Origin of the sequence: Pseudomonas sp. NS1(2017) (assembly GCF_002269425.1) — a bacterium.
Lineage (GTDB): Bacteria > Pseudomonadota > Gammaproteobacteria > Pseudomonadales > Pseudomonadaceae > Aquipseudomonas > Aquipseudomonas reactans.
Genome location: NZ_CP022960.1, coordinates 6,203,234 through 6,215,735, shown reverse-complemented (window position 1 = coordinate 6,215,735; position 12,502 = coordinate 6,203,234). Strand labels below are relative to the sequence as shown.

General features: G+C 60.5%; 8 protein-coding genes. 5 read left to right on the top strand and 3 right to left on the bottom strand.

Translation table 11 applies throughout. From position 1 onward, the window contains the following. Positions 1-432: 432 nt before the first annotated feature. From CI807_RS28860 to CI807_RS28850, 3 genes are all read right to left on the bottom strand, one after another. On the bottom strand, positions 433-1,221 hold the full coding sequence (locus CI807_RS28860; protein ID WP_095017185.1) for a CPBP family intramembrane glutamic endopeptidase: 789 nt from the start codon (positions 1,219-1,221) through the stop codon (positions 433-435). 245 nt (positions 1,222-1,466) lie between these two features. Beyond that, positions 1,467-2,363 (bottom strand): DMT family transporter, encoded by an 897-nt coding sequence (locus CI807_RS28855; protein ID WP_095017184.1) that lies wholly within the window; start codon positions 2,361-2,363, stop codon positions 1,467-1,469. Between the two features lie 52 nt (positions 2,364-2,415). Then, positions 2,416-4,026: a methyl-accepting chemotaxis protein gene (locus CI807_RS28850; protein WP_371858024.1), complete on the bottom strand. Its 1,611-nt coding sequence runs from the start codon at positions 4,024-4,026 to the stop codon at positions 2,416-2,418. Positions 4,027-4,430: 404 nt separating this feature from the next. Here CI807_RS28850 and aceK point away from each other — a divergent pair, with 404 nt between their 5' ends. From aceK to CI807_RS28820, 5 genes are all read left to right on the top strand, one after another. Further along, entirely contained in the window at positions 4,431-6,146 is a 1,716-nt protein-coding gene (gene aceK / locus CI807_RS28845; RefSeq protein WP_095017182.1) for a bifunctional isocitrate dehydrogenase kinase/phosphatase, read from the top strand. 71 nt (positions 6,147-6,217) lie between these two features. Then, positions 6,218-10,129: an ATP-dependent RNA helicase HrpA gene (gene hrpA, locus CI807_RS28840; protein ID WP_095017181.1), complete on the top strand. Its 3,912-nt coding sequence runs from the start codon at positions 6,218-6,220 to the stop codon at positions 10,127-10,129. 327 nt (positions 10,130-10,456) lie between these two features. Further along, a complete protein-coding gene (locus CI807_RS28830; RefSeq protein ID WP_016979343.1) occupies positions 10,457-11,578 on the top strand; it encodes a beta-ketoacyl-ACP synthase III in 1,122 nt (373 codons plus the stop codon). Between the two features lie 17 nt (positions 11,579-11,595). Continuing rightward, positions 11,596-12,210: an RNA polymerase sigma factor gene (locus CI807_RS28825; protein WP_095017179.1), complete on the top strand. Its 615-nt coding sequence runs from the start codon at positions 11,596-11,598 to the stop codon at positions 12,208-12,210. Further along, positions 12,204-12,437 carry an anti-sigma factor gene (locus CI807_RS28820; protein WP_095017178.1) on the top strand — a complete coding sequence of 78 codons (234 nt, stop codon included), beginning with the start codon at positions 12,204-12,206 and terminating at the stop codon, positions 12,435-12,437. The genes CI807_RS28825 and CI807_RS28820 overlap by 7 nt, the downstream gene beginning before the upstream one ends. Positions 12,438-12,502: the final 65 nt, after the last annotated feature.

Genomic DNA, 12,502 nt, shown 5'->3' with positions numbered 1-12,502 from the left:
TTTCGGCAAAAGTCTGTGCGAGGATTTGCGGTAGTTCGTGAATCTTAACCCAACGTCGTTAGACGTCGAATGCAATGGGCGCCGCTCTTTAGGTTTTCAAGACTCCCGGCAGCGCGGGCTGCCACTCTCAGTATTCCACTCACTCCGTGCCAACCATCACTCTTGAGTAAAATTAGATACTTGAGCCGATCAGGCGGGTCGGCTTTTCTTTGATTCCCCCGGTATTGAGCGCAGCATATCAGCGCAACGAACTCGGCTGTGGTAATGACGCTGAATCTGTGTCGCCCACTCGACCCGTGGTTTTTCTGAGCGGAGCGCGTGGGCAGAAGCTGGTGAATGGCATCCCGTGTGCGCTCGCTAGCTATTTCAAGCTGACTAGATTCCACTGGAGGAGCTAGACGTCTGGGTGTGGCATTAATTGGCTTTCTCCCATCACGCCATCATTGGGTAAACAAAAAAAACGAAATGCACCAGGTTCACCCCAAAATGCGTTATCACCGCTGCTCCCAACCCGCCAAACCGATAGGCCAATCCGTATCCCACACCCGCAATAGTTGCCAGCAATGTCCACTGCCAGCCTGCATTCACGTGCACCAGGCCGAATAGGAGCGAAGCCAGCAATAACGCCAGATTGTCGCCGTAGCGAAACTGCTTGAACTGCCGGCTCAACCCCCCTTGAATGTACCCCCGAAACAAAGCCTCTTCCACCAGCGTTACCAGCAGCACGTTATTGAGTACCCAGACCCACGCCTGCTCCGGCCATTTTGGCGCCCAGGCGGTGATCCCCAGCAGCACGGCCGCACTAAGAACAGTAATGACTGTCAGACTCAACGCCAGGGCCGCTACACAAATCGATAGGCGTAGCGGCCGCCACGCGACGATCCACGGGCAGGCTATCAACAGCCAAAAGCCAATCAGCGGTTTATCTTGGTTCAGATACATCGAGAATGGTACAGCTTCCGGGGTGAGGCGTTGCGGGTCGATGGCTCGACCGTTGTAGAAGCCGGGCAGCCAGTGCATCGCCAAGCTGAGGGCCAGGACGATGAACAAGCCGTGGCCGAGGTAACGCGCCCATGGCGTACGCTGCTGGCGAACCGCGTAGCCGGCGATCAGCAAGAGGCCCACCGAGACGGCGACTAGTAGGCTCAGTTGCCCGTAGGTCAAGGCGACTGCATAGCCAATGGAGAGCAGTATCAGGTACAGCCAGGGCAGAGCGATCATGTGAAATCCTTGGAAAAACTCGGCGTATTATAACTGCCGGTGTTTTGCAGCCGCATGAAAACTACTCCGACTTAAAGCACGGCAGCGGTTTCTACCTACTGGTGCTGTGGATGAAGTTGATCATCATCGGCCTGGTTTTCGTTTTTCATAAGACCTGACACAACCTCACCCCGTAGGCGCCGGGGAGGCCTAGTCCATCCCGACGATGGCAGCCTTGAAAACACCATCGCCGACAAGCCGGGCTCCTACACGGGAGTGGCCTGTTTTTTCGGCCGCACCACCAACCACAACGCCCCCGCAATCAACACCCCCCCATACACATGCGCCATCGACAACGGTTCCCCCAGCAACAACGCCCCCCACAACACCCCAAACGGCGGAATCATAAACGTCACCGTCATCGACTTAACCGGCCCGATGGACGTCAGCAACCGGAAGTAAAGAATGTAGGCAAACGCCGTACACACCAGCCCCAACCCCAGCAACGACAACCACACCTGCCACCCACCCCAACTGGCGGGCGGCTGGCTGATCGCGCTGTAGGCGAAGAACGGCAACAGAAATAACGTCGCGCCGAGCATGCTGCCCAACGCAGAGAGGCGACTGTCCAAGCCCCCACGCTGATCCAACCAGCGCCGCGCCAGGAACCCGGCAAAGCCATAACAGGTGGTCGCCAGCAAACACGCCAGTGCGCCCATCAGCAATTCCAGGTCAAACGCCACCGGCCCTGCGCGGGTCAGCACTCCCACGCCAAACAGGCCCAGGCACACGCCGGCAATTTTCGACGGCGTCAGGCGTTCGCTGAAAAACAGCCCGCCGATCAACACACCCATCAGTGGCGTGGTGGCGTTGAAGATCGCCGAGTAACCCGCCGGCAGCACCTGGGCCGCCACGGAGTACATGGTCGCCGGGATCCCGGAGTTGATGACCCCCAATAACAACACCGTCTTGAACTTGCCCTGGAAATCCCAGCTCACGCGCATCATCGCCAAAATCACCAGCAACCCGGCGGCGGCGATCGACACGCGGAAAAACGCCGTCGGCACGGTGCCGATCTCGGGCGCGATAATGCGCATGAACAGAAAACTCGCCCCCCAAATGGCGGCGAGTCCCAATAAATACAGGCTGTCGACAGGTCTCACACAACACTCCTACCTCAATAAGCCCGCGAGTGTTGCATGACATTTCCAATGATTACAGGACAAACCGCGTCACCAGCCCATTCAGGTCCACCGCCAAGCGCGACAGTTCCTGGCTGGCCGCCGACGTCTGGGTGGCGCCAGCGGCGGTTTGGGTGGACAGGTCGCGAATGTTCACCAGGCTGCGGTCCACGTCGCGTGCTACCAGTGCTTGCTGCTCGGCGGCGCTGGCAATCACCAGGTTGCGCTGGCTGATCTGCGAGATGGCCGCGGTGATTTTCTCCAGGGCACTGCCGGCGCTGTTGGCGCGTTGCAGGGTCTGGCCGGCATGTTCGGCGCTGCTGTTCAGGGCTTCGACGGTGTCTTGGGTGCCCTGCTGGATACCGGTGATCATCTGCTCGATTTCTTCGGTGGAGTCCTGGGTGCGCTGCGCCAGGGAGCGCACTTCGTCGGCCACCACCGCAAAACCACGCCCGGCCTCGCCCGCGCGGGCCGCTTCAATGGCGGCGTTGAGCGCCAGCAGGTTGGTCTGCCCGGCGATGCCACGGATTACCTCCAGCACCTTGCTGATGTCCTGGGCTTGTACGGCCAGGCCTTCGGCCTTGTTCGACGCGCCGAGCACTTCGTCCACCAGGTTCTGGATCGAGCTGATGGTTTCGCTGATCTGGTAGTGGCCGTGCTTGCTGTCCTCGTCGGAGGCCTGGGACGCTTCGGCGCTGGACACCGCATTGCCCGCTACTTCATCCACCGCCGCGCTCATTTCGGTCACGGCGGTGGCGGCCTGTTCGATCTCGTCGTTCTGCGCTTGCAGGCCACGGGTGCTTTGTTCCATCACCGAACTCATCTCTTCGGCCGCAGAAGCCAGTTGCTGCGCCGACTCGCTGATGCCACGGATGGTGCCTTGCAACTGCGCCTGCATGGTGGCCAAAGCCGTGAGCAATTGAGCCGGTTCGTCCTTGCCGCTGACAGCGATCGGCTGGCTCAAGTCGCCACCGGCGATGGTGCGGGCCACGATCAGGGCCTGGCCGAGGGGGGCGGTGATGCTGCGGGTCAGTAGCCAGGCCAGCAGCAAGGTGGCAATCAGCGCGAACACAATGATCGAACCGACGATCCACTGCGCGCTGGAATAGGTCTGTGCGGCGGAGTCCACAGCGGTTTCCACACCGCTCTGATTGAAGGTGATCATGTCCTCCAGGCTTTTGTTGAGAATCACGCCTTGTGGTGCGAGGCGGCTGTTGAGCAGGTCGATGGCGTCCTGTTGCTGGTCCTTGTCCACCAGGGCAACGATCTGTCCGACGAGGGTCAGGTAGGCATTCACGTTGCCTTCGAGTTGCTTGAGCATCTCGCGTTCTTCATCGCCGCTGAGCAGGGTTTTGTGATGGTCCAGCAAGGTTTGCAGCTCGGTGCGTTGGCGGGTGATCAGGGCCTTGCTGTTGTCGCGTATCCGCGATTCGTCGGTGGTCGCCAGGCGCAACGCCTCCAGACGAATGCTGGCCACGAAGGCCGCGCTGTCGTGGATGTTCTCGATGCTCGGCATCCACGATGCTTCGATAACCAGTGCGCTCTGCCGTAACTTGGCCATCTGGCCCAGCCCAAACATCCCGACGATCACCAGCAAGCTGGCCAAAACCCCAAAACTCAGACTGGCACGCAGACCGATCCTCATGTTCCTCAATGACATCTCAATGCTCCTTGGGCGATTAGAACCTGTTCCCGGATCGGTCTTTGGACCTTGTTAGGGTGGGAGAGGGCGCGCTATATATCAAAGTGCCATCAGTGTGGTAATCAGGGTTTCCCTTAGTTGGATCCAAAGCGCTGCGCGATGATCGCCGCCGGAGCTGCGCGCGGTTTTCCGGCTTCAACCCGCCAAGCCCCGCCATTGAAGGTGTGCGGGTAAAACGCAACGGGACTTCAGGGTGCGTTTATTGACCGAATGGTCGAATTAAAAAAATTGAAAATAAATGTACGAAATGAACAAAGTTGTACAAGGCAGTGCAAGAAATGACCCTTCTCCTGCTCACGTACACTGGCTAAGCTCAGGGCTTCCAGATGCCCGTAGAGGTTTCCCGCATGTCGCAATCCGCCCTCGCTGTCGCCCAGATGATCCTCGATGGTTTCGATGATTACCGTGAGCACTTCCGCCAGATCACCGACGGCGCCCGTGAGCGTTTCGAAAAGGCCCAGTGGCAGCAGGGGCAGGCGGCATCGGCGGCGCGGATCAACCTCTATGAAGAAAAGGTCAGTGAAGTGATTGCGCGTTTGCGCAGTAGCTTTGATGACGGAGCATTACTCGATGTTGACCAGTGGCCCGTGGTGAAAAGCGCCTACATCGGTCTGATCGACCTGCGTTTCGATGATGAACTCTCCGAGACCTGGTACAACTCGATCTTCTGCGGGCTGTTCAGCCACGACCTGATCAGCGACGGCTGCATGTTCATCCACACCACCCGGCCCAGTCTGCGCCGGGCACGGGCCGCGCAGACGCGTACCTACACCCCCGCCGCAAAAATCCCGGAGATGCTCGCGCAGATCTTTGCCGACTACCGTTTCAGTGAACCCTACGCGGACCTGGCCGGCGACCTGCATCGCCTTGAAGCCCAACTGCGGGAGAACCTGCCGGACTGGGTGTGCAAAGACCCAGACCTCAACGTCGAGCTGTTCTCCTCGGTGCTCTACCGCAATAAAGGCGCCTACCTGGTAGGGCGCATCTACACCCGCGACGAACAATGGCCGCTGGTGATCCCGTTACTGCACCGCGAAGGGCAGGGCATCCAGATCGACGCACTGATCACCGATGAAGCCGACGTGTCGATCATCTTCTCGTTCACCCGTTCCTACTTCATGGTGGATGTGCCGGTGCCGGCGGAGTTCATCGGTTTTCTCAAGCGCATTCTGCCGGGCAAGCACGTCGCAGAGCTGTACACCTCGATCGGTTTCTACAAGCACGGCAAGTCGGAGTTCTACCGCGCGCTGATCAACCACCTGGCAACCACTGATGATCAATTCATCATGGCTCCCGGCGTGCGCGGCATGGTGATGAGCGTGTTCACCCTGCCGGGCTTCAACACCGTGTTCAAGATCATCAAGGACCGTTTTTCACCGTCGAAAAACGTCAACCGCGCCACGGTGATCGAGAAGTACCGCTTGGTCAAAAGCGTCGACCGGGTCGGGCGCATGGCCGACACCCAGGAGTTCGCCGACTTCCGTTTTCCCTTGAGCAAGTTCGAGCCCGAATGCCTCGCCGAACTGCTGGAAGTCGCCGCTGGCACCGTTGAAGTCGAAGGCGACACGGTGTTGATCCGCCACTGCTGGACCGAACGACGCATGACCCCGCTCAACCTCTACCTCGACAACGCCAACCCCGCCCAGGTGCGCGAAGCCCTGGAAGACTACGGCCTGGCGATCAAACAACTGGCGGCCGCCAATATCTTTCCTGGCGATATGCTGCTGAAAAACTTCGGCGTCACCCGCCACGGTCGCGTGGTGTTCTACGACTACGACGAAATCTGTTTTCTCACCGAAGCCAACTTTCGTCACATTCCGGCGCCGCGTACCCCCGAGGATGAGATGGCCTCCGAGCCCTGGTACTCCATCGGCCCGCTGGATGTATTCCCCGAGGAATTCCCGCCGTTCCTGTTTGCCGACGCCGGCCAGCGCAAGCTGTTCGATGAACTGCATGGCGAGTTGTACAACGCCGATTACTGGAAAGGCCTTCAGGAGGCGATCCGCGCGGGCAAGGTCATTGATGTGTTCCCGTACCGACGCAAGGACCGCGATAACGAATGAGGGGGCACGCTTGTGGGTGGTTTTCTGCGACAATCCGCCCCCTGCATATATAGACGACCCTTGCGTACCTGATGACTGACCAAGCGCCCACTATCGACCAACTGCTCAAAACCCTTGATCACGCCATGCTCGCCGACCGGCATCGCTTGCGGCGCCAACTGCTTGAGTTGCGCAAGAAGCCCGACGAGGAAAAGTTGGCGCAGTGGGTTGCGCGCATGCAGGCGTCCTGCGCCCAGGTCACAGCGCGGCGCGCCAGCCTGCCGGTGATCCGCTACGACGACAGCCTGCCGATTGCGGCCAAGCGGGATGAAATCAAAGCCGCGCTGAACAAGCACCAGGTGCTGATCATTGCCGGTGAGACCGGCTCGGGTAAGACCACCCAGTTGCCGAAGATCTGCCTGGAAATCGGTCGCGGCCAGTTCGGTCTGATCGGCCACACCCAGCCACGCCGGATCGCCGCGCGCAGCGTCGCCAGCCGGGTGGCAGAAGAGTTGGCCACGCCTTTGGGCGCGCTGGTCGGCTATCAGGTGCGCTTCGAAGACCAGAGCGATTCCAACACCCTGATCAAGCTGATGACCGACGGCATCCTGCTGGCGGAAACCCAGAACGATCGCTACCTGGAACGCTACGACACGATCATCGTCGACGAAGCCCACGAACGCAGCCTGAACATCGACTTCCTGTTGGGCTACCTGAAAACCCTGCTGCCGCGTCGTCCGGACCTGAAAGTCATCATCACTTCGGCGACCATCGACCTGGAGCGTTTTTCCAAGCATTTCGATGACGCGCCGATTGTCGAAGTCTCGGGCCGTACTTTCCCGGTGGACACCTGGTATCGCCCCTTGACCCTGGAGCAGGACGAGGAGGGCAATCGCGTCGAGGACGACTTGACCGTTGACCAGGCGATCCTCGCCACCCTCGATGAAATCGCCGCCTACGAGCGCAGCGAGCGCCGCAGCCCTGGTGATGTGCTGGTGTTCCTGCCGGGCGAGCGCGAAATTCGCGATGCCGCCGACATGCTGCGCAAGGCCCAGCTCAAGCACACCGAAATCCTGCCGCTGTACGCGCGCCTGTCGCCGGCCGAACAGCAGCGCATTTTCCAGTCCCACCCGGGCCGGCGCGTAGTGTTGGCTACCAACGTGGCGGAAACCTCGCTGACCGTGCCGGGCATTCGTTATGTGATCGACAGCGGCACCGCGCGCATCAGCCGCTACAGCTACCGCGCCAAGGTGCAGCGCCTGCCGATCGAGGCGATTTCACAGGCCAGCGCCAACCAGCGTAAAGGCCGTTGCGGCCGGGTCGAACCGGGTATCTGCATTCGCTTGTACAGCGAAGAGGATTTTATCGGCCGTCCGGAATTTACCGACCCGGAGATCCTGCGCACCAACCTCGCCGCCGTGATCCTGCAGATGCTGCACCTGCGCCTTGGCGAGATCACCGATTTCCCGTTTATCGAGCCGCCGGACGGCAAGGCCATCAGCGACGGTTTCAACCTGCTGCAAGAGCTGTCGGCGGTAGACCGCAACAGCCAGCTCACGCCTCTAGGTCGTCAGTTGGCGCGTCTGCCGGTGGATCCGCGCATGGGCCGTATGTTGCTCGAAGCCGCCAAGCTCGGCAGCCTGCAGGAGGTGCTGATCGTTGCCAGCGCCATGTCGATTCAGGACCCGCGCGAGCGTCCGCCGGAGCGCCAGCAAGCGGCCGATCAGGCGCATGCACAGTGGAAAGATCCGGATTCTGACTTCGCTGGGTTGGTCAACTTGTGGCGCGGTTTCGAAGAGCAGCGCCAGGAACTCACAGCCAGCCCGCTGCGCAACTGGTGCCGCAAGAACTTCCTCAACTACCTGCGTTTGCGCGAGTGGCGCGACTCCCATCGCCAGCTGAGCCTGATCTGCCGCGACATGCAGTTGACCATCAATAAAGAGCCGGCGGATTTCCCGAAACTGCACAAGGCGGTGTTGTCCGGTTTGCTCAGCCAGATCGGCCAGAAAACCGAAGACGGCGATTACCTCGGCGCACGCCAGCGCCGCTTCTGGATCCACCCGTCCTCGGGCATCGGCAAGAAGCGCCCGCAATGGCTGATGACCGCCGAACTGGTGGAAACCACCAAGCTGTATGCGCGCATGGTCGCCAAGATCGACGCCGACTGGATCGAGCCGCTGGCTGGGCACCTGATCAAGAAAAACCACTTCGAACCCCATTGGGAGAAGAAGCGCGGACAGGTCGTGGCCTTTGAGCAGATCACCCTGTTCGGGCTGATTGTGGTCGGGCGCAGGCCGGTGCATTACGGGCCGATTGACCCGGTGGTGTCGCGCGAGTTGTTTATCCGCGAAGGCCTGGTGCGTGGCGAGATCCAGTCGCGGGCCAAGTGCCTCACGGCCAACCAGCAATTGCTGGAACAACTCGACGAACTGGAAGCCAAGGCACGCCGTCGCGACATCCTGGCGGACGAAGAAACCCTGTTCGCCTTCTACGACGCGCGGTTGCCGGCGGAGATCCATCAGACCGCGACCTTCGACAGCTGGTACAAGGTCAACAGCCAGAAAGACCCGCAACTGCTGATCATGCGCGAAGAAGACGTGCTGGCCCGCGAGGCCAGTGAAGTCACCGCCGCGCATTATCCGGACACCCTGCACCTGGGCGACCTGGAACTGGCACTGAGTTACCACTTCGAACCCAACCACCCGCGTGACGGTGTGACCCTGCGCGTACCGGCGCCGCTGCTGCCGGCGTTGCCGCCGGAGCGTCTGGAATGGCTGGTGCCGGGGGTGATCGAAGCCAAGTGCATCGCCCTGGTGCGTAACCTGCCCAAGGCATTGCGCAAGAACTTCGTGCCGGTGCCGGACTTCGTCAAGGCCGCGCTGCAACGCATCGAGTTTGGCCAGGGCTCGTTGCCTCAGGCGCTGGGCCGCGAATTGCTGCGCATGACCGGGGCGCGGGTCAGCGATGAAGCCTGGGCTGAAGCCGCGCAGCAGGTGGAAAGCCACCTGAAGATGAACCTGGAAGTGGTCGATGGCCAGGGCAAGTTCCTCGGCGAAGGCCGCGACCTGGCCGAACTGACGGCGCGTTTTGCCGAGGCCAGCCAGGCCGCGCTGGCCGTGCCGCAAACCGCAAAAAGCCAGCAGCCGGTGGAAGCCAAGGTGTTTGCCGCGGTGGCGGAAAAGACCCAGCAGAAGATCGCCGGGCTGTCGATGACGGTGTATCCGGCATTGGTGGAAGAAAACGGCACGGTCAAGGAAGGGCGCTTCTCCACGGCTGCCGAGGCGGAGTTCCAGCATCGTCGCGCCTTGCAGCGTTTGCTGATGCAACAACTGGCAGAACCTGCGAAATTCCTGCGCGGCAAATTGCCGGGCCTGACCGAACTGGGCCTGATGTACCGCGAACTGGGCCGTATCGATGCGCTGGTGGAAGACATCCTGTTGGCCAGCCTCGACACCTGTGTACTCGAAGGCGAAGCCAACCTGCCGCGTGATGGCGCAGGCCTGGCCGCCTTGGCCGAGCGCAAGCGCGGCAGTTGGACCGAACACGCCGAGCGCCTGGCGCGCCTGACCCTGGACGTGCTGAAACTGTGGCACGGCCTGCAAAAGCGCTTCAAAGGCAAGATCGACCTGGCTCAGGCCGTGGCCTTGAACGACATCAAGCAGCAGTTGAGCAATTTGGTGTATCCCGGTTTTGTGCGGGAAACCCCGGCGCAGTGGTTCAAGGAACTGCCGCGTTACCTCAAGGCCATCGAGTTGCGCCTGGAAAAACTGCCGAGCCAGGTGCAAAAGGATCGGGTGTGGAGCGGCGAACTGGCCGGTTTGTGGACTCAGTACGAAAACCGTCTGAAAAAGCATGCCCAGGAAGGCAAGCGCGACCCTCAGCTGGAGCTCTATCGCTGGTGGCTGGAGGAATATCGCGTGTCGTTGTTCGGCCAGCAACTGGGTACCAAAGTGCCGATTTCCGACAAGCGCTTGAGCAAGCAATGGAGCCAGGTAGAAGCCTGAAGACCTGCCTCCCCTGTAGGAGCGAGCTTGCTCGCGAAAAACGTCAACGATAACGCGGGCAGTCTGGACGACCGCGGCGTCCTTGAGTTCTTCGCGAGCAAGCTCGCTCCTACAAGGGAAGCCGGAGGGTGTTTATCTGGCATATGGCGCCAAACCCCAGGGTTTGTGGCAAACTTCGCGCCTATAAATGCCGGGATCGTCGTGAAGGGCTGCGACGCGAAGGAATAAAGCGATGCCAGTTTGGTGTCCGCGGTGCGGAATCGGACTACTTACAGTTTGGTACGACGGTACCAATATCTTCTGCCTGACAGATTTAGAGGAACGACCGTGCATAACGTCGTCATCAGCGGCACTGGCCTGTACACCCCGGCCAACAGCATCTCCAACGAAGAGCTGGTGCAGTCTTTCAATGCCTACGTGCATCAGTTCAACAGCGATAACGCCGCCGCCATCGAGCGCGGTGACGTGCAGCCGCTGACCGAATCCAGCGCAGCCTTCATCGAAAAAGCCTCGGGCATCAAGAGCCGCTTCGTGATGGACAAGGACGGCATTCTCGACCCGCAGCGCATGGCCCCGCGCCTGCCCGAGCGCAGCAACGACGAATGGTCGGTGCTCTGCCAGATGGCGGTCGGCGCCGCCGAACAAGCCCTGCAACGTGCGGGCAAGACTGCTGCCGACATCGACGGCGTGATCGTCGCGTGCTCCAACCTGCAGCGTGCCTACCCGGCCATCGCCATTGAAGTCCAGGAAGCCCTGGGTATCGAAGGGTTTGGTTTTGACATGAACGTGGCGTGTTCCTCGGCCACCTTCGGCATCCAGAACGCCGCCAACAGCATCCAACTGGGCCAGGCGCGGGCGATTTTGATGGTCAACCCGGAAGTCTGCACCGGCCACCTGAATTTCCGCGACCGTGACAGCCACTTCATCTTTGGCGACGCGGCCACCGCCGTGATCCTGGAGCGCGCCGACCTGGCGACCTCCGAGCACCAGTTCGATGTGGTGAGCACCAAGCTGCTGACCAAGTTTTCCAATAACATCCGCAACAATTTTGGCTTCCTCAACCGCACGGCGGAAGAGGGCGTCGGCGCTCCGGACAAGCTTTTCGTACAGGAAGGCCGCAAGGTATTTCGCGATGTGTGCCCGATGGTGGCCGAGCTGATCGGCGTGCATTTGCAAGAAAACCAGCTGAACGTGGCCGATGTGAAGCGCTTCTGGCTGCACCAGGCCAACCTGAGCATGAACCACCTGATCGTGAAGAAACTGCTGGGCCGTGAAGCCTCGGTGGAAGAAGCGCCAGTGATCCTCGATACTTACGCCAATACCAGTTCGGCGGGCTCGGTGATTGCGTTCCACAAATACCAGGACGATTTGCCCAAGGGCTCCGTGGCGGTACTCAGCTCGTTTGGCGCGGGCTATTCGATCGGCAGCGTGATCCTGCGCAAACGCTAAGACAATCGAGGTCATGAATGGCAGCAGCGGACGACGCGCACCTGCTTGAACGCCTGCTCAAGGGTGAGCAGCGGGCCTACAAGGAATTGGTCACCACCTACCAGAGCGCCATGCGGGCGGTGGCCTATGCCATCGTCGGCCAGCGTCACGCCGACGAAGTCGTGCAAGACGCCTGGCTGTCGGTGGTGCGCAACCTGGCCAGGTTCGAAGGGCGTTCCAGCCTCAAGACCTGGCTGCTGACCATCACCGCCAACGCCGCCAAGGGGCGCTATAAGCAGAATCGTCGCGAAGTGTTGCTCGACGACCTGCCGTCGCCCCATGGCACTATTGGTGATGATCGCTTCACCCCCGACGATGGTCACTGGGCCGTCGCCCCCTACGCCTGGCACCAGGACACTCCGGAAGCCCTGCTGACCGAGGATGAACTGCGCAAATGCCTGGAGCATACGTTGCTGAGTTTGTCTGAGTTGCAAAGCAGCGTGCTGGTGCTGCGTGAGCGCCAGGGGTTGGAGTTGGAAGAGATCTGTAATCTTCTGACGCTGTCGCTCTCCAATGTCCGTGTGCTGTTGCATCGAGCACGGCTTAAAGTCTTCGCCACGGTGGAGCATTTTGAGGAAACGGGCGAATGTTGACCTGTAAAGAACAAGTGGCGCGTTCCAGTGACTATCTCGATGGGCAATTGACCTTTCGCGAGCGTCTGCTGGTGCGTCATCACTTGATGTTCTGCCCGAACTGCCGCCGGTTTATCCGCCAGATGCGCCTGATGCAGGCGACGCTGAAGATAATGCCGGATGAGCCGGTAGAGGGTGTGGAGGCCTTGGCGCAGCGGTTGGCGCAAGAGCGACTCAAGGATCTGTAGGAGCGAGCTTGCTCGCGAAGAGTCCACAGGCAACGCGGCTATCCAGGATAACCGCGTTACCGTTG

Coding starts and splice junctions, on each gene's coding strand:
- hrpA (WP_095017181.1), top strand. CDS start 6,218: ATGACTGACCAAGCGCCCACTATCGACCAACTGCTCAAAACCCTTGAT.
- CI807_RS28850 (WP_371858024.1), bottom strand. CDS start 4,026: ATGAGGATCGGTCTGCGTGCCAGTCTGAGTTTTGGGGTTTTGGCCAGC.
- CI807_RS28860 (WP_095017185.1), bottom strand. CDS start 1,221: ATGATCGCTCTGCCCTGGCTGTACCTGATACTGCTCTCCATTGGCTAT.
- aceK (WP_095017182.1), top strand. CDS start 4,431: ATGTCGCAATCCGCCCTCGCTGTCGCCCAGATGATCCTCGATGGTTTC.
- CI807_RS28820 (WP_095017178.1), top strand. CDS start 12,204: ATGTTGACCTGTAAAGAACAAGTGGCGCGTTCCAGTGACTATCTCGAT.
- CI807_RS28825 (WP_095017179.1), top strand. CDS start 11,596: ATGGCAGCAGCGGACGACGCGCACCTGCTTGAACGCCTGCTCAAGGGT.